Annotated in this window: 9 protein-coding genes; 3 read left to right on the top strand and 6 right to left on the bottom strand. The window is 70.4% G+C overall.

Annotation, left to right across the window (positions count from 1 at the left end; all coding sequences use genetic code 11):
* Positions 1–8: 8 nt before the first annotated feature.
* From cysD to MNI96_RS18040, 3 genes are all read right to left on the bottom strand, one after another.
* Positions 9–914 (bottom strand): sulfate adenylyltransferase subunit CysD, encoded by a 906-nt coding sequence (gene cysD, locus MNI96_RS18050; protein WP_249695396.1) that lies wholly within the window; start codon positions 912–914, stop codon positions 9–11.
* Between the two features lie 428 nt (positions 915–1342).
* Positions 1343–2185, bottom strand: coding sequence for a 3'(2'),5'-bisphosphate nucleotidase CysQ (cysQ, locus tag MNI96_RS18045; protein ID WP_249695492.1), 843 nt, complete (start codon positions 2183–2185; stop codon positions 1343–1345).
* A gap of 56 nt (positions 2186–2241) precedes the next feature.
* On the bottom strand, positions 2242–3561 hold the full coding sequence (locus MNI96_RS18040) for a UDP-glucose dehydrogenase family protein (RefSeq protein ID WP_249695395.1): 1320 nt from the start codon (positions 3559–3561) through the stop codon (positions 2242–2244).
* A gap of 297 nt (positions 3562–3858) precedes the next feature.
* On the opposite strand from MNI96_RS18040, the gene galE reads away from it, so the two are divergent.
* The 3 genes from galE to MNI96_RS18025 all read left to right on the top strand — a co-directional run bounded on the left by galE (position 3859) and on the right by MNI96_RS18025 (position 14302).
* Entirely contained in the window at positions 3859–4854 is a 996-nt protein-coding gene (galE, locus tag MNI96_RS18035; RefSeq protein WP_249695394.1) for a UDP-glucose 4-epimerase GalE, read from the top strand.
* Between the two features lie 407 nt (positions 4855–5261).
* Positions 5262–12875: a type I polyketide synthase gene (locus tag MNI96_RS18030; protein ID WP_249695393.1), complete on the top strand. Its 7614-nt coding sequence runs from the start codon at positions 5262–5264 to the stop codon at positions 12873–12875.
* Between the two features lie 86 nt (positions 12876–12961).
* Positions 12962–14302 carry an aminotransferase class I/II-fold pyridoxal phosphate-dependent enzyme gene (locus MNI96_RS18025; protein ID WP_249695490.1) on the top strand — a complete coding sequence of 447 codons (1341 nt, stop codon included), beginning with the start codon at positions 12962–12964 and terminating at the stop codon, positions 14300–14302.
* A gap of 31 nt (positions 14303–14333) precedes the next feature.
* On the opposite strand, the gene MNI96_RS18020 is transcribed toward MNI96_RS18025, so the two are convergent.
* The 3 genes from MNI96_RS18020 to MNI96_RS18010 are packed head-to-tail and all read right to left on the bottom strand — an operon-like array spanning position 14334 to position 18581.
* Positions 14334–15914, bottom strand: coding sequence for a capsular polysaccharide export protein, LipB/KpsS family (locus tag MNI96_RS18020; RefSeq protein WP_249695392.1), 1581 nt, complete (start codon positions 15912–15914; stop codon positions 14334–14336).
* Between the two features lie 32 nt (positions 15915–15946).
* Complete coding sequence (locus MNI96_RS18015) at positions 15947–17245, bottom strand: capsule polysaccharide biogenesis protein (RefSeq protein ID WP_249695391.1); 1299 nt, start codon at positions 17243–17245, stop codon at positions 15947–15949.
* Complete coding sequence (locus MNI96_RS18010; protein WP_249695389.1) at positions 17229–18581, bottom strand: capsule polysaccharide biogenesis protein; 1353 nt, start codon at positions 18579–18581, stop codon at positions 17229–17231. The genes MNI96_RS18015 and MNI96_RS18010 overlap by 17 nt, the downstream gene beginning before the upstream one ends.
* Positions 18582–18642: the final 61 nt, after the last annotated feature.

The raw sequence follows: 18642 nt of genomic DNA, 5'->3' as shown, positions 1-18642 counted from the left end.
TTCAATCCTCAGAAATAGCCTTCGCGCTTCTTCTTTTCCATCGACGCCGCCTCGTCGTGGTCGATCAGACGGCCGGAGCGCTCCGACGTGCGGGCGATCAGCATCTCGGTGACGATCTCGTCGAGGGTGGTGGCGGAGGAGTCGATCGCCGCCGTCAGCGGATAGCAGCCGAGCGTGCGGAACCGCACCTGGCGCATCTGCGGCACCTCGCCGGGGCGCAGCGGCAGGCGCTCGTCGTCGACCATCACCAGCATGCCGTCGCGCTCCACGACCGGGCGCTCGGCCGCGTAGTAGAGCGGCACGATGGGGATGTTCTCGGAGCGGATGTACTGCCAGATATCGAGCTCGGTCCAGTTGGACAGAGGGAAGACGCGCAGCGATTCCCCCGGGCGCACCCGCGTGTTGAAGATCGACCAGAGCTCCGGGCGCTGGTTCTTCGGGTCCCAGCCGTGCGAGGCGGTGCGGAAGGAGAACACCCGCTCCTTGGAGCGCGACTTCTCCTCGTCGCGCCGCGCACCGCCGAAGGCCGCGTCGAAGCCGTAATGCGACAGCGCCTGCTTCAGCGCGTCGGTCTTCATCACCTGGGTGTAGTAGGACGAGCCGTGGTCGAACGGGTTGATGCCGTCGGCGAGACCCTGGTGGTTGGTATGGGTCAGCAGTTCCATGCTCGCTTCCGCCGCCATGCGGTCGCGGAAGGCGATCATTTCGCGGAACTTCCAGGTCGTGTCGATATGGAGCAGCGGAAACGGCGGCGGCGCAGGGTAGAACGCCTTGCGTGCCAGATGCAGCATGACGCTCGAATCCTTGCCGATCGAGTAGAGCATCACCGGTCGCGACATCTCGGCGACGACCTCTCGGATGATCTCGATGGATTGCGCCTCGAGACGGCGCAGATGGCTTCCCCGGTTGGACACGGATGTCTCCTCGTGCACGAGGCCGGAAGGCGGGCGACGCAGGCGGGAGCGCCCTTGGCGCCCCGTCCCGTTCGCCGCTCCCGGCAGCTATCGTCCACGACTTACGCAGCCGCGCGCTCAAGGGCGAGAAACAGGATTGCCGACAAACGGCCCTCGTTAAAAAATCTCTGTCATTTCGCAGCTTTTGCGGCCGCCTCGGCCACCCTCGCGGCGGGGATGACAGCCGTGGAGGTGGCGATGCGCTCCCGTCTCGCGCCTGCCGAGGTTGCCAATGGGTCGGCTCTGCGCTTGCGCGCGGCCCCATGCTCCCCTCTCCCCCCTTGAGGGGGAGATGTCGGCGCAGCCGACAGAGGGGAATAAACATCTGAGGCGAAAGGGGAAACACGGGACCGACCCGCCCCGTCAGCCCCTTTGCGCCATCCGGCGGTTTATGCAGACGCCTCGGCCACCTTCGCGGCGGCGGCGCGCACGAGATCGGCCGTGCCGGCCGCGAGGAAGCCCGGATTGGCGAAGTCGGAATCGTGCGGCTGATTGCGCTTGCCATAGAGGAAGGGCGCGCCGTCGAGGCGGCAGACGCTGCCGCCGGCGGCCAGCAGTACGCCGTGGCCCGCCGCCGTGTCCCATTCCATCGTCCGTCCGAAGCGCGGGTAGAGATCCGCCTCCCCGCGCGCCACCAGGCAGAACTTCAGCGACGAGCCGACGCTGACCGTGTCGCTGACGCCCATCGCGGTGAGCAGCGCGTCGGTCTGCGCGTCCCGGTGCGAGCGGCTGGCGACTGCCACCGGCGGCACCTTCGGCTCGGCCCGCACGCGCAGCGGCACCGCTTCTCCGCCGGCCCCGGCGCTTGCCGCCGCGACCGTTTCCTCCACCGCGCCCTCGCCAAGCCGCCCGAGATAGAGCGCGCCGCGATGCGGGGCGTAGACGGCACCCATCACCGGAACGCCTTTTTCCACCAGGGCAATGTTCACCGTGAAGTCGCCGCGGCCGGAGATGAACTCGCGCGTGCCGTCGAGCGGGTCGACCAGGAAGAACCGATCGCCGACGGTCTCGGGCAGCCGTCCGGCGGCGACCTCCTCCTCGGCGACCACCGGCACGCCCGGAAAGGCCTTCGCGAGCCCTGCCAGGATGATGGCCTCGGCGCGGCGGTCGGCCTCGGTCACCGGGCTGTCGTCGGCCTTGCTCTCCACCGCGACGCCGCCGTGGAAATAGTCGAGCAGCACCGCGCCCGCCTCGAGGCAGAGCGCTCTCAGCGCCTGCATGTCGTCCGTCATCCGCATGGCCTGTCTCCGGTCTTGTTCTGTGCGTGAAGGGATCGGTCGGGCCGGCGTCAGCCCACCGTGAGCGGCGCCTTGCCGATGCCCCGATAGTCGAGGCCGGCGGCGGTGACGTCCGAGCCCTGCCAGATGTTGCGCATGTCGACCACCGCGCGCCCGCGCATGCGCCGGGCGATCTCGGCAAGGTCGAGGCCGCGATAGGTGTTCCACTCGGTGATCACCGCAAGGACGTCGACCTCGTCGGCGACGTCGTACGGATTGGCCCGCCATTCCAGGCCCGGCAGCAGCGGCTCGGCCTGGCCGCGCGCTTCCGGATCGTGGGCGACGACGGTGACGCCGGCCGCCTGCAGCGCCGGCACGATCACCAGCGAGGGCGCATCGCGCACATCGTCGGTATTGGGCTTGAAGGCGATGCCGAGAATGCCGACCCGCTTGCCGGCGGTCTCGGGGCCGAGCGCTGCCAGCACCCGTTCCGCCATCTGCCGCTTGCGCTCCTCGTTGACGGCGATGGTGGTCTCGACCAGCCGCTGCGGCGCGCCATGCTTGAGGCCCGTGGCGGCCAGCGCGGTCGTGTCCTTGGGAAAGCACGAGCCGCCGAAGCCGGGGCCGGCATGCAGGAACTTGGAGCCGATGCGGTTGTCGAGGCCGATGCCGCTCGCCACCTTCTGCACGTCGCCGCCGACCTTCTCGCACAGGTTGGCGATCTCGTTGATGAAGGTGATCTTCACCGCCAGGAAGGCGTTGGCGGCGTACTTGGTCAGCTCGGCATTTTCCAGCGTGGTGACGAGGATCGGCGTCTCGCGCAGGTAGAGCGGCCGGTAAAGGCGGCGCAGCGCGCTTTCGGCGCGCTCGTCCTCGGCGCCGACCACCACCCGGTCGGGCCGCATGAAGTCCTCGATGGCCGAGCCTTCGCGCAGGAATTCCGGGTTGGAGGCGACGGAGAAGTCGACGCCCGGCCGCTCCTCGCGGATGATCTCGGCGACCTTGCGGCAGGTGCCGACGACGACGGTCGACTTGATGACCACCACCGTGCCCGGCCGCATCGCCTTGGCGATCTGGCGCGCGGCGGCATAGACATAGGTGAGGTCCGCTTCGCCGTCGCCGCGCCGCGAGGGCGTGCCGACCGCGACGAAGACCACGTCGGCCTTGGCGACGGCCGTGTCGAAATCGGTGGTGAAGGACAGGCGCCCGGCGGAGAGGTTCCGCTCGATCAGCCCGTCGAGGCCGGGCTCGTAGATGGGCACTTCGCCCGCATTGAGCCGCTCGATCTTGCCCGCGTCGATGTCGACGCAGGAAACATCGAAGCCGAACTCGGAAAAGCAGACACCCGAAACCAGGCCGACATAGCCGGTGCCAATCATTGCGATGCGCATGCGTGCTCCTGGACTTTCCTGGAAAGAGAGGCCTGCGGGCGGGCGGGACGCGGCGCCGCGAGGCCGTACCGGTGCTGTTCACGTCACGATCTGCGGGCGGAACCCCGACGGGTGTCCCGGGTCCTGGCGGCCCTTCGATCCGCATGCGGTGCGCGCACCGCCCCAGCGTCGAGGCATGCCGGTCCGGCTGCGTTCCTGTTCGCTTGCCACCCGTTTGTCAACCCGCTAACACGGCGGAGGCTGGCACGCGCGGACGGGCGCTGCGCCCGCCGCCGCGATCACCGGCAGGAGGGAAGGATGGCAGTTCTTGTAACCGGCGGCGCAGGTTACATCGGCAGCCACATGGCGTGGCGCCTGCTGGACGCGGGCGAGCGCGTCGTCGTTCTCGACAGCCTGAAGGGCGGGCACGACTGGTCGGTGCCCCCGGCCGCCGCCTTCCTGCGCGGCGACGTCGCCGACCAAAACGCCCTTGCCCGCGCGCTGGAGCTTGCCGGCGAGCCGGTCGATGCGGTGCTGCATTTCGCCGGTTCGGTCTCCGTGCCTGAATCCGTCGAGCGTCCCGAGAAGTACTACCGCAACAACACCTGCGCGACGCTGGCCCTCGTCGAGGGCTGCCGCGCGGCCGGCATCGCCAACGTCATCTTCTCCTCCACCGCCGCCGTCTACGGCGAGGTCGGCAGCGACCCGGTGGACGAGGCCGCGCCGACGCGCCCCACCTCCCCCTACGGCATGTCGAAGCTGATGAGCGAGCGGATGCTCGCCGATATCGCGGGCGCCCACGGGCTGCGCTGCGGCGTGCTGCGCTATTTCAACGTCGCCGGCGCCGATCCGCAGGGCCGCACCGGCCACTCGACGCGCGGTGCGGCGCATCTGCTCAAGATCGCCTGCGAGGCCGCGCTCGGCCTGCGCGACGGGCTGACCATTCACGGCACCGACTATCCTACCCGCGACGGCACGGCGGAGCGCGACTTCATCCATGTGAGCGACCTGGTGGAGGCGCATTACCTCGCCCTGCTGCAACTGCGGGCAGGCAGCGCCGGCTTCACCCTCAACTGCGGCTACGGGCGCGGATACACCGTCCTGGAAACCATCGAAGCGGTGAAGCGGCTGTCGGGCCGCGACTTTGCCGTCCACACCGGTCCGCGCCGGCCGGGCGACATCGCCAGCGTCGTTGCGGACAATCGGGCGATTCTCGCAAGGCTCGGCTGGACGCCCGTCCACAACGATATCGACACGATCGCCGGACATGCCCTCGCCTGGGAGCGCAAGCTTTTGCAACGCAGCGAGAGCTGAGTGTCATCATATTGAAAGACGAGCCGTTTCCGATGGCACGCCCGATGATTCCGTTGGGGCACAAATATCTGGAGAAATTCATGCTGCGATGCAATATTGCCATATTATAGACGCTTTGAAGACCGCCTCGTCCTGATATATTGAAAAAACCCGTCCACGGCCGGCGAACACGCTTTGCGGTTGTGGCGGGAGAAGATGCTCGGTAGGGAACGGCGGCGAGACCCGCTCCCGATCCGGGGGCTGGGCAAGCAGGCAGGATCCGGGTGCGGATCCGCATCGTCGGCCGCAAGGCGCGACAAAGCGGTTGCAGGGGACATGCAACCTGACGACAACATCCGGTGGCATCCTCGCGGATTGCCTCCGCTTGGCAGCATTGGCTCGCGAGAGCCGCTACGGAAGAGTTATGGATGTCCTTGCGCGCGAATAACACTGTCATCACCGGTTATGCGGCACGCCTTCCCGGTGCCGGGACAGTGGATGCCTTCTGGACATTGCTCGACGACGGGCTCTGCTCCGTCAGCGAGATTCGCCCCGACCGCTTCGACACGCGCGGCTTCCACCATCCCCGCCCCGGCACGTCGGGCCGCAGCTTCACCTTCGCCGCCGGCCAGATCGACGACGTGTGGGGATTCGACGCCGGCTTCTTCGGCATTTCCCCTCGCGAAGCGGTGCAGATCGATCCGCAGCAGCGGCTGCTGCTCCAGGTCGTGTGGGAAGCCATCGAGAACGCGGGCCTTCGCCCCTCCGACCTCGCCGGCACCCAGACCGGCGTCTATGTCGGCGCCTCGGGCCTCGACTATCACCAGCGGCTGCTGTTCGACCTGCCGTCCGTCGACGTGCAGACGATGACCGGCAACACGCTGTCGATCATCTCCAACCGCGTCTCCTACATCTTCGACCTGCGCGGGCCGAGCTTCACGCTCGACACCGCCTGCTCCTCCTCGCTGGTGGCGCTGCACCAGGCGGTCAGCGCCATCGAGAGCGGGCAGATCGACACGGCCATCGTCGCCGGCGTCAACCTGCTGCTCAGCCCCTTCTCCTTCATCGGCTTCGCCCGCGCCTCGATGCTGTCGCCGCAGGGCCTGTGTCGTGCCTTCGACGCCTCGGGCGACGGCTACGTCCGCTCCGAGGGCGCGGTGGCGATGGTGCTGCAGCGCGACACCACGGCGCGCGAGCCGCGTGCCCGCATCCTCGCCACCGGCATCAATGCGGACGGGCGCACCGCCGGCCTGTCGCTGCCCTCCTCCCCGGCGCAGAAGACCCTGCTGGAGAGCATCTACAGCGACGAGCTCGGCATCTCGCCGGACGATCTCGCCTTCGTCGAGGCGCACGGCACCGGCACCCAGGTCGGCGACCCGGCCGAGGCGAACGCCCTCGGCACCGCCATCGGCCGCAAGCGCGGGGCGCCGCTGCCCATCGGCTCGGTCAAGACCAATGTCGGCCATCTCGAGCCGGTCTCCGGCCTCGTCGGCATCCTCAAGTCCGTGCTGGCGCTGCAGCACGACCGGCTGCCGAAGTCGCTGCATTTCGACGAGCCGAACCCCAACATCGACTTCGCCGGCCTCAACCTTACCGTCGCCGCCGAACCGGTCGAGCTGGCACGGGGGACGCGCCCGCGCCTTGCCGGCATCAACTCCTTCGGCTTCGGCGGCACCAATGCCCATGCGGTCATCGGCGACGTCGCACCGCTGGGGGCTGCGGACAGCCGCGTGGCCCATACCGCCCCGCTGGTCATCTCGGCGCGCTCGCAAGCCGCCCTGCGCGAACTGGCCGGCCGCTACGCCGCGCTGGTGGAGGATCATGCCGACACGGCCGGCGCGGTGATCGATGCCGCCGCCCGCCGCCGCGACCTGCACGACCACCGCCTCGTCGTGCTCGGCGACAGCGCCGCCAAGATCGCCGCGCTGCAGGCCTTTGCCGAGGGCAAGGAGGCGCCCGCCGCCATCGAGGGCAAGACCGCCCCGCGCACCCGCGGCGTCGCCTTCGCCTTTTCCGGCAACGGCTCGCAATGGGCCGGCATGGGCCAGGACGCCTATTCCGGCGACAAGGTGTTCCGCGAGGCGCTGGAGCTGGTCGACCGGCATTTCATGGCCGTCTCCGGCTGGTCCCTCGTCACCATGCTGTTCTCCAAGGACCTGGAGACGGAGATCGAGCGGACCGAGATCGCCCAGCCGCTGCTCTTCGCCGTGCAGGTGGCCCTGGTCACCGCTCTGAAGGCGCGCGGCATCGCACCTGCCGCCGTGCTCGGCCACAGCGTCGGCGAGGTGGCCGCCGCCTGGTGCTCGGGCATGCTGGATCTCGCCACCGCAACGCGAATCATCCACGCCCGCTCGACGCAGCAGGAGGTGGTGCGCCATCTCGGCAGCATGGCCGCGCTCCTGCTTCCGGCGGAGGAGGCGCGCGCCGCCATCGCGGAAGCCGGCCTGCCGGGCATCGAGCTGTCGGCCATCAACTCGCCGCGCAGCGTCACCATTTCCGGTCCGTCCGAGAGCATCGACGCCTTCGCCCGCCTTGCCCGCAAGAAGCGGTGGGCCCTGCGCAAGCTCAACATCGCCTATCCCTTCCACAGCGCGCTGGTCGACCCCATCGAGACGCCGCTGCGCGAGGCGCTCGGCACGCTGAAGTGCAGCAAGCCGGCGATCCCGTTCCTCTCCTCCGTCACGCCGGAACAGGACGAGGTCACGCCCGACGCCACCTACTGGTGGGAAAACGTCCGCCGCCCGGTGCGCTTCACCGATGCGGTGGTGCGCCTTGCCGAGCAGCCGGTCGACCTCGTCGTCGAGATCGGCCCCAAGGCGGTGCTCACCACCTATGTCCGCGACACGCTGCGCAGCGTCGGCAACCAGACCCAGGTCCTCGCCAGCCTGGAGATGCCGCGTAGCGAGGACGCGAAGGCTGCCGATATCGACACCATCGCCGCCCGCATCGTCGCCCATGGCGCAATGCCCGATCTCGATCTCTATGTCGGGCCGGAAGGGCGCAACCTGCCGGTCCTGCCGGACTATCCCTGGCAGCTCGCCCCCTTCCTGACGCCGGAGACGGACGAGCGCATCGCCGCCCATAGCGAGCGCGGCTGGCCGCTGGCCGGCAAGCGGCTGCGGCCGGAAACGGCGGAATGGTTCAACCTCGTCGACCTCGACCTGCTGCCGTTCCTCGCCGACCACAAGGTGGAGCAGACCGCCGTCTTTCCGGCCGCCGGCTTCATCGAGATGGCCCTGCGCGCCGCCCTGCAATGGACCGGCGAGACGCGCATCGAGGTGCGCGACCTGGAGATCCTGCGCCCGCTGGTGCTCGACGAGGGCAAGACCTTCGAGACCATGGTGCGTCTGTCGCCCGACGACCGGGTGATCGAGATCCATGCCCGTCCGCGCCTTTCCGGCGCCGACTGGTCGCTCTATGCGAAGGCCGGCTTCCGCACGCTGGCCGGTGCACCGGATGCGCCCGCGCCCCAGATCGGAACCGGGGCCGGAACCGCCGGCACGCAGGTGTCCCACGACGAGATCTACCGGCTGACGCTGGCGCACGGACTCGACTACGGCCCGGCCTTCCGCCTCGCCGACAGCGCCGTGCTGTCCGGCGAGCGCGAAGCGCGCCTTGCCCTGCTGGCCCCGGCCGCCCTGCCGGAGCCGGGCAGCTTCGCGCTGCATCCGGCCGTCGCCGATGCCGGCTTCCACGGCCTCTTCGCCCTGCTGGGTCAGCGCGCGGAGCCGGCCGAGGGCGGCTTCCTGCCGATCCGCTTTTCCGGAATCGAGCTGCATGCCCCCGCCTCCGTTCCCGTTGCCGTGCGCATCCGGGTGGACAAGGGCAGCGCCCGCTCGCTCGTCGCCAGCTTCGACTATCTCGACGCCGAGGGCGGCCTCGTCGCGCGCCTCGCGGGCGCCCGCTTCAAGGCGGTGCAGTTCCATATGACTGAGCGCGACCACGGCCTCGCCTACCGCGTCGTCTCGCGCCTGCTGACCCCGGCCGAGGCCGGCGCACCGCAGTCGCTCCCGCTTGCCGCGATCGCCGGCGAGCTCGGCCTCGTGGCGAGCGAGGATTACGATCCTTCGGATGCCGGGCTTCTTGCCGACGCGCTCGCCCGCACGGTCGCCCACCGTTCTCTGCATGCCGTGCTCGGCGACAAGCCTTTCGCACTTTCCTCCAAGGTTCGCGACGGCGCTCTGCACGAAAGTGCCGCGCCCTTCGCTGCCCATTTCCTCGATCTTCTCGCCCATCACGATCTGGCGGAGGAAGAGGACGGCAAGTGGCGCATTTCCGATCCCGCCGAGGGGCTCGACCTCGCCTCGCTGGTGCAGACGCTGGTCTTCGAGGCCGGTGCCCACGGCTCGCAGGCCACCCTGCTCGCCCGCCTTGCCGACGACCTGCCGGACCTGCTGCGGCAGGGCCTTCCCGCCAGCGCCGGCGACGTCTTCGCCTCGGCGCTGCTGGCCGGCTGGCGCAATGCCGATCCGGCTGCCCAGGCCCTGCGCCGCGCCTGCATCGGCATCGCCGCACGCGCGGTTTCCGACTGGCCGCAGGACAAGCCTCTCTCCGTGCTGGTGCTCGGCGAGCGGTCGTTCGCCGTCGCCCGCCATCTCGACACGCTGCTGTCGCCCTACAACGCCACGCTCACCGTCGGCGATCCCTCGCTCGGCGCTACCGAGCGGCTGCGCCGCAACTGGCATGGCAGCGCCCAGACGCGCTTCCTTTCTCCGGAGGATGGCGCCCTTGCCGAGGGCGGTCCCTACGATCTCGCGATCTGCTGCGACACGCTCAGCGGCGCCGGCGATGCCATGCTCAAGGACCTTGCCGCGATGCTGTCGCCCGGCGGACAGTTGCTGGCGCTGGAACGCGCGCCCGCCACCGATGCCGAGCTGATCCTCGGCACCGGCGCCGACTGGTGGCTGCCCGTTCCCGGCTCGCCGCGCCCCGCCACCCCGCTGCTCGACGGCGAGGGATGGGCCGCGCGCCTTGCCGCCTTCGGCCTGACTGGCGTGGAAGCGTTGCCGCTTGCCGGCGGCGAAGTGGACGCCAGCATCCTCGTTGCCGGCGCCCCCGCCCGCACCTCGGCCGCCAACGGCAACGGCACGGCGGAGACCGGCGCCGAGCCACGCCGCCTGCTTGTCGTCTGCGATGCGGACGGCCCCTCCCGCGCCGTCGCCTCGGCGCTGCGCGAATGCCTGAAGCCGCATCGAATCGAGGCCGTGCTGGCCGCCTCCGATGCGGCCGCGGCGGATGACGACACGATCGCCGCCGATCTCGAAGATCCCGCCGTCTGGGGCGAAGAGACGCCGCTTGCCGCTGCCGCGCGCGACGGCATCGTCCATCTCGCTGGCGCCTATGCCAGCAGCCAGCAAGGGGCCGGCTCCGATGCTGGCGAAGATGCCAGCGCCCTGCTCTCGGCCCGCACCTGGCAGCTGGCTCAGATGCTCAAGGGGCTCGGCAACACCGCTGGCCCGGTCGTGGTCGTCGCGCCGGAGGGCGCGCGCGCCCCGGCCTGCGGCACCGCGCCCGATCCGGTGCAGGCGGGCGTGTGGGCCTTCGGCCGCGTCGCCATGAACGAGTTTCCCTCCGCCGGCCTGCGGCTCGTCGACATCCGCCGCGATCTCGATGCCAGCGCCGCCGCCCTGCGTCTTGCCGCCGAGATCGTCGGAGCCGACCGCTCCGACGAGCGCGAGCTGGTGATCGACGGCGACACCCGCCTTGGCCTGCGCCTGGAGCGCGGGCCGGAGCTGCCGCAGCCCGGCAGCAGCGAGACCGGCGCAGATGTCCTGCGCCTCGACATCGCCCAGCAGGGCTCGCTCGACCGCCTCGCCTGGTCGCGGGTCCCGGCCCGCGCCCTTGTCGGCGACGAGGTCGAGATCGCGGTGGAGGCGAGCGGCCTCAATTTCCGCGATGTGATGTGGGCGCTCGGCCTGCTTCCGGAAGAGGCGCTGGAGGACGGCTTCGCCGGCCCGACGCTCGGCATGGAATGCGCCGGCACGGTCGTTGCCACCGGGCCGAAGGCGCGGCGTCTGCGTCCGGGCGACCGGGTCATCGCCTTCGCACCGGCCTGTTTCGCCAGCCGCGTCACGGTCTCCGAAAAGGGCTGCGCCCGCACGCCGCAAGGGCTCGAACCGGAGGCGGCGGCGACCATCCCCGTCGCCTTCCTCACCAGCTATTACGCCCTGCACCGGCTCGCCCGGCTGGAAGCGCACGAGACCGTGCTGATCCACGGCGGCGCCGGCGGCGTCGGCCTTGCCGCGATTCAGGTCGCCCGCCATATCGGCGCGACGATCATCGCCACCGCCGGCAGCCCGGAAAAGCGCAGCCTGCTGCGCCGGCTCGGCGTCGACCACGTGCTCGATTCCCGTTCGCTGACCTTCGCCGACGACGTGATGCGGCTGACCGGCGGCAAGGGCATCGAGGTGGTGCTCAACTCGCTGTCCGGCGAGGCGATGGAGCGCAGCATCGAGGTCCTGGCGCCCTTCGGCCGCTTCCTCGAGCTCGGCAAGCGCGACTATTACGAGAACACCCATCTCGGGCTGCGGCCGTTCCGCCGCAACCTCAGCTATTTCGGCATCGATGCCGACCAGTTGCTGATCCACCAGCCGGCCCTGGCCGAGCGCCTGCTCGACGAGCTGATGCAGCTCTTCGCCGGCGGCGCGTTGTCTCCGCTGCCCTATCGCGCCTTCGAGGCCGACGAGGCGGTCGCCGCCTTCCGCCTGATGCAGAAGGCCGGCCATATCGGCAAGATCGTGATCCGCCCGCCGCAGCAGCCCGCCGCCCGGCCGGCCGCGCCCGCGCCTGTCCGCTTCGAGGGCGAAGCAGGCAGCCTGGTCGTCGTCGGCGGCTTCGGCGGTTTCGGCGCGGCCCTGATCTCCCGTCTCGCCGACATGGGCGCGACGCGCATCGACGTGCTGTCGCGGCGCGGTGCCACCACGCCGGAAGCCGCCGCCCTGATCGAGGAGATGGGCCGCCGCGGCGTCGCGGTCGTCGGTCATGCGTGCGATGCCACCAGCGAGAAGGCCGTCGCCGCCGCCCTTGCCGCGATCCGCAAGGAGGCCGGCGCGATCCAGGCCGCCTTCCATACGGCGATGGTGCTGCACGACACCCTGCTTTCCAACCTTACCCGCGAGCAGCTCGACGCCGTGCTGGCGCCCAAGGTGCGCGGCGCGCAGCTTCTCGACGCGCTGACGCGGGGCGATGCCTTGCGCCAGTTCGTGCTGTTCTCCTCCGCCACCACCTTGGTCGGCAATCCGGGCCAGGCCAACTATGTCGCCGCCAATGGCTATCTGGAGGGCCTCGCCGCCCACCGCCGGGCGGAGGGCCTGCCCGGTCTTGCGGTCGCCTGGGGTGCGATTTCCGATGCCGGCTACCTTGCCCGCAACGCCGATGTCGGCGACCTGCTGGCGCGCAAGCTCGGCCGCCATGCGCTCAGCGCGCGCGAGGCGCTGGACGGGCTGGCAATGCTCATGGCCCTGCCGCAGGACGATGTGGTCGCGGCCGCCCCCGGCTATGCCCGCATCGACTGGACGGCGGCGCGGCGCGATCTCGCCCTGCTCGCCACGCCGTTCGCCGAGCGGCTGGGGATTTCCGCGGACAACGAGGGCTCGGGCGAAGGCGGTGCCGTCGACCTTGCCGCGCTGGTCAAGGGGCTCGACCGCGCCAGCGCCATCGCGAAGATCTGCAAGCTGCTGGCCGTGGAGATCGGCCGCATCCTGCGCATCGGCGAGGACGACATCGACCCGGCGCGTCCGCTGACGGAAGTCGGCATGGATTCGCTGATGGCGCTGGAGCTGCGCATGGCGGCGGAGCGCCAGTTCGGCATCGACATTCCTCTGATGTCGCTGGCCAATGGCGCAACGCTCAGCGACATGGCCACCCGCATCGCCGATCAGGCGCTGTCGGGAGAGAGCGGCAACGGCGCGGACCTGTCCAGCGAGGCGCGGACCAACGCCATGCAGCATCTGGGCGAGGACGTGTTCGAGGATGCCGAGACCCTGGCCGACGTGGCGGCCGAGGTCGAGGAACGCACGCGCAACGTCCGCTCGCTGCTATAGTGGGCGATGCGGGCGCCACGCCCAGCTCTCGAGGAGACGGTAACTTGGACCAGCACGGCAGCAAGTCGGACGAGCGGCGCGAGCTGATGGCGAACCTCCGGGCCGGCCGCAAGGCGGCGCGCCAGCGCCAGCCCGCACGCCCGGCCGTGCAGGCCCCGCCGCCTCCCGGTCCGGCCGCCTTCGACTTTTCCGAGCTGCCGCAGCTGCGCCAGCTGCGCATGCACCGGGCCGCGGCCGATCTCATCGGCCTCGACAACCCGTTCTTCCGCGCCCATGCGGGCGTTGCCGGCGCCACCACGGTGATCGACGGCAAGACCTACGACAATTTCGCCTCCTACAACTATCTCGGCCTGAACGGCCATCCGCAGGTGAACGAGGCCGCCACCCGCGCCATCGCCACCTACGGCACCAGCGCCTCGGCCAGCCGCGTCGTTGCCGGCGAACGGCCGATCCACCGCGAGCTGGAGGAGCGCCTTGCGCGCATCCACGGCGTCGAGGATGCGGTGGTGATGGTCAGCGGCCATGCCACCAACGTCACCGTCATCGGCCACCTGATGCAGGGCGACGACCTCATCCTCACCGATTCCCTCATCCACAATTCGGTCACCGAGGGCGCACGCCTGTCGGGTGCGGCGCGCATGAACTTCCCCCATGGCGATCTCGACGCGCTGGAGCAGATCCTGTCGCAGAACCGGCACAAGTTCGACCATGTGCTGATCGTCGTCGAGGGCATCTACAGCATGGACGGGGACTATCCCGACCTTGCCCGCCTGATCCGCCTGAAGCAGAATTTCGACTGCTGGCTGCTGGTCGACGAGGCCCATTCCGTCGGCGTCCTCGGCGCCACCGGGCGCGGCCTTGCCGAGCAGTATTCCGTCGACCCGCGCAGCGTCGAGATGTGGATGGGCACGCTGTCGAAGACCTTCTCGGCCTGCGGCGGCTACATCGCCGGCTCCAAGGCCCTGTGCGACTATCTGCGCGCCACCGCGCCCGGCTTCGTCTTCTCCGTCGGCCTGTCGCCGGCGCTTGCCGGGGCGGCCATCGCCTCCGCCGACCTGATGGAGCGCGAGCCAGAGCGCGTGCAGCGGCTCGCCGCCAACGGCCGGCGCTTCCTGGAGCGCGCACGGGCCGCCGGCCTCGACACCGGCCCCAGCGCCGGCCTCAGCGTCATTCCGGTCATCGTCGGCGATTCCATCGGCGCGGCAACGCTGTCCAATCGCTTGCTGGCACGCGGCATCAACGCGCTGCCCATCGTCTTCCCGGCGGTCGCGGAAAAGTCCGCCCGCATCCGCTTCTTCATCACCAGCGAGCACAACGCCGAGCAGATCGACCGCGCGGTCGATGCCGCGGCCGAGGAACTGGCGAAGATGCGGGAGGAGAATGTCGGCTTCTCGTCGCTGGTCCGAAGCGTCCGCCAGACGAGTTAGGACGGCGAGCCGGACCCGCCGACCGGCGACGTCACAGCCCCAGCTTGCGCCCCAGCCACGACAGTTCCTGCCGGATCCGCGTCGCGATCCGGTGGCGGGCGCTCGCCCGCTGGCTTTCCAGCCGCAAGATCAGGAATTCCGGCCCGCACGGTTCAAGGCTCACCGGATCGACGGTCAGCGGATAGTCGATGAAGGCGACATGGGTGAGCGTCGCCAGATCCAGCCGCCGCCCGCGCCTTGCGCACTCGATCAGGTCGTCCGTCAGCCCCCATCCCGCATAGAACGGCATGCCGTAGACGGTCACGGCTTTGCCGCGCAGCAGCGCCTCGAAACCGCTCAGCGAGGAGAAGGTCTCGACCCGGTCGGCGAGGTCGACGAGGTCGAGGATATCGCAGCCCTCCACCACCTGGTCGGCGAGGCCTTCGGTCTCGCGCGGCTCCAGCCGGCCGGCGCGCAGGCGCGCGGCCACATCCGGATGCGGCTTGAACAGGATATGCGCATCCGGGTTGCGCGCGCGCACCTGCCGCAGCAGCTCCAGATTGACGTTCTGGCAAGCCGCGCAGTCGATGGTCGCCGACAGCGACCGGCGCACGCCGGCATCGTCCGCCACCTGCCCCGGCACCAGGATCACGGGGCGATCCGCCGGCACGCTCGGCAGCGTGCCCTTGCCGCCGACATTGTACTTGGTGACCCGCGCCTTGCGGATGCGGGCGATCAGCCCGTCCGCGCGGGCGCGCTCGGCCGGCGACAGCACCCGTTCGGCCAGCAGCCGCTCCATGCGGCTCGGCCGCAGCGCATCGAAATAGATGCCCTCGTCGTCGAAGCCGACCGAGGCGCCGCGCGCAAGGCCCGCACCGAGCCCGACCGAGCGCAGGAAGCCGTCCTCGATCCGCCACAGCTCGACGCCCGCCCCGGCCGCCGCCGCCTCGATCTCCGCGCTCACGCCCGCCGCCCAGCCGAGCGCCCGTCCGCCCTCGCGCGCGGCGCAGGCAATCGCCTCCTCAGCACTGGCGCAGAAGGTGAAGGCCCCGCCGGGCCCGGCGAGCGCCGCCCGGATCGTCGCGTGGTTCCACGACTTGGCGCCGAAGCAGAACAGCGGCTTGTCCGAAACCTCCGCCCGCCGCGCGGCCGCCGCCGCCCCTTGCAGCGCCAGCGCCGCCGGCAGCGCCATCCCCGCCTCATAGGGCGAGGGGTGGACATGCGCCTGCGCCAGCAACTCCCCGGCCCGCTCCTCGTCGAGCGAAAACCGCTTGCACAGCGCCGCGCCCCAGCCGGCCGTGTCCTCGAGGCCGCCCGCTTCCAGCGCCGCGACAGCTGCCGTGATCGCCGCCGCCTCGCCCACGCGCAGGACCATTGCCGGGTCGACCGGCAGGAGCGCCACTATCAGCGTGTCCTTGGCGAGCGGCGCCGGCGGCGCCTCGAGGCGCAGCAAGCCGGCCAGCAGCAGCGGAATATCGGCCTCCTCCGCCTGCCGCGCGCACGCGTGCACCTCGCCGCTGCCGGCACGGCAGACCAGCCCCTCGCCCTTGCGCGGGGCGCGGGTCGCGGCACCTGTCGGCGCGCCCAGGATCGCGGCCAGCGCGCGCGCATGCGGCCCAAGCTCCTTGTCCACCAGCAGCCAGCGCCGGCATCTCGGCCACCCGCTCACAGCGGCACCCCCATCGCGCGGGCACGGGCAAGACGCGGCGGCGGCTCCACATGCCACTCCGGGTCCGGTGCTGTGTCGTCCAGCAGCCGGGCCGTCATCGTTTCGACCGCTTCGTCCAGCCCCGCGTGGTTGTGGATCGAGCCGCGCAGCTGCGAGCTCGCCACCACCACTTTTACGAAGTCGGCAAGCAGCGCCGGATCGGGCGCACTTGGCGCCCGCCAGAACTCGGCGAGCGGCCCGCGATGGGTCAGCCCCTCAATATCGTAGAGCGCCGGCGTCAGCGTCGCGACCGGCACGCCGGCCCGCAGCGCGTCGAGCCCGGCGGTCGAATTCACCGTCACCAGTCCGGCAAGGCGCGGAAACAGCGGGGCGAGCGACCCGCCGTCGAGGAAGGTGATCCGCCCCCCGTCCGCGCCCGCATGTCGCGCGATCTCGGCGCGCCAGTCCACCTCGCCGTTGTCGAGCGGATGCGCCTTCACCACCAGCCGGGCCTCTTTCGGCGCCTCCTCGCGAAAACCGGCGATCACGCGGGCCAGCGCCGCGCGCATGGTGCCGAACTGAGACTGCGCCAGGATCTGGTAATCCCCCTCCACCTGCAACGGCAGCAGGAACAGCGGCGCATCGACCGCCAGGAGCTCCGCCTCGGTCCGCGCGGCCTCCGCCCTGCGCCGCCGCCCGCCGGCGAGCCGGCGTATCCAGGAAAGGTAATCGGCCAGCGGATGGCTCGGCGTATGGCGGCGATAGAAGGGGTGTAGGGGAAAGCCCGCCAGATTCGGCAGGTGATAGGCAACGTCCTGCCAGGCCTCCAGCGCGAAGGAGCCCGGATAGCGGGGCGACAAGTCCGGTTCGCCCAGCCGCGCCGCCGCCCGGCGGATCGCGGCCGGATCGTCCGGCAGCCGGCTCAGCACGCCCAGCCCGCCGCGCGCCAGCGTCATGTAGCCCGGCCGCACCAGCCCCAGTTCGGTTGCATGGACGGCGATCCCGCGTGCCTCCGCCGCCAGCACCGCCGGGCGGTGATAGGGCCGCGTGTCGCCATGCAGGACGAGGTCGGTGACGGCGTCCTCCTCCATCAGCCGCGCCGCCTCCGCCGGCCAGTCGGCGAGGCGCCCGCGCCAGAAGCGGCACTCGCGCCCGTGCCAGTGCAGCCAGTCGCCGCTGCAGAAATTGACCCGCGTCACCGCGTGGCCGGCCTTGGCCAGCCTTGCGCCGATCTGCCGATAGAGCGGCGACAGCGGCCCCTGCAAAAACAGGAAATGCCGGGCGCGGCTCCCGCGCGTTTCAGCCGCGCCAGGCACGCCACCACCGCCCGATGCGGCCTCGAACCCGCATCTCCTCGGAGAAGGTCATGGGAATGCCGAGCCGCCGCGCCTTGTCCGTTCGCGGTGCCGGGCGCCTGCAGGCGGCAGGTTCGTTGACGCCGTTCTGCGTCAGCCGCCGCGCCAGTTCGCGCGCGGCCGCCTGCTTGCCCTCGGCCGTGTAGAAATTTCCCTGGATCTGGATCGCATGACCCATCAGCCGCTGCACTGCGTCGTAGACGCCGGCATCGGGCGCCTGCGGCGTGCGCCAGAACCGGTCGAGCGGCAGCTGGCAGGTCAGCCCCGGCAGGTCGTAGACGGCAACGCCGAGGATCTTCACCGGACAGCCGAGCCGCACCGCGTGCAGGCCCGTGGTGGAGTTGACCATCAGCGCGCCGGAGGCATGCTCCAGCAGCGTCACCAGATGGCCGCCGTCGACCAGGTGCACCCGGTGCTTGACCCGGTGCTTGCGCGCCAGCTGGCGCACGATCCGCCCCCACGGCTCGATGCCCTGGTCCATCGGGTGGATCTTGACCACCAGATGCGCCGCCAGATGCGCATTCGCGGCGAAGGAGGCCAGCACCTCGTTCAGCGCGTCGGCCAGATGGTCGTATTGTGCGTTGTAGCGCAGCTGATAGTCGCTCTGGAGCTGCAGCGGAAAGACGAAATACGGGCAGCGCGACTCGATCAGGTCGGCGATCAGGATGTTGGCGTTGCGCTCGCGCCGGCCGGAGAAGACCAGCCGCGGGATCATCGCCAGATACTCGAAGATCGGGTGGTAGAACTTGTCCTGGGTGAACCGCGGCCAGAACATGAAGAGGATTGCGTTGACGAGGTGGAAGGTCACCTCGTGCACCGCCTCCAGCCAGAACGGATGGCGATAGCGCACCGTCAGGTCGATGGGCGCCAGCACCGAAGCCGCCTCGCGGATCGCCGGCACGTCGTCCGGAAACAGCGAGCGCGCCGACATGCCGTCCAGTTCGGCGGTGATCCAGTCGGGCCGCAGGTAGCCGTTCTCGTAGGCGACCGTGCGCAGGCCGAGCCGCGCCCCGACTTCGATGGCCGCCGAATGGTAGGGAAAGCGGTCCTGGTAGAAGACGATGTCGGTGACGCCGTGCTCGCGGACATAGCCTTCCAGATAGGCCGGCCAGGCCTTCAGGCTGCCGCGATAGCTGGTGCAGCGGGCATCGTGCCACAGCAGCCAGTCGGACAGGCTCAGGTTGATGCGCAAGCTGCGATGGCCGAGCGCTTCCAGCTCGTCGGCGACGACGCGCGGAAAGTCTGAGGGCGGACCCTGCAGGAAAAGCACCGTGCGCGTTTGCGTCTCTTGCGGCATGTCAGGCGTCCGTTGCGGCGCCGGCCGGATGGCGAAAGCCTGCCGCTCGCAGCGTCACGGG

The sequence above is a fragment of the Stappia sp. WLB 29 genome, assembly GCF_023507705.1.
GTDB lineage: Bacteria > Pseudomonadota > Alphaproteobacteria > Rhizobiales > Stappiaceae > Stappia.
The sequence above is the reverse complement of the archived record's forward strand: the minus strand, read 5'-3'. Positions and strand labels throughout refer to the sequence as shown.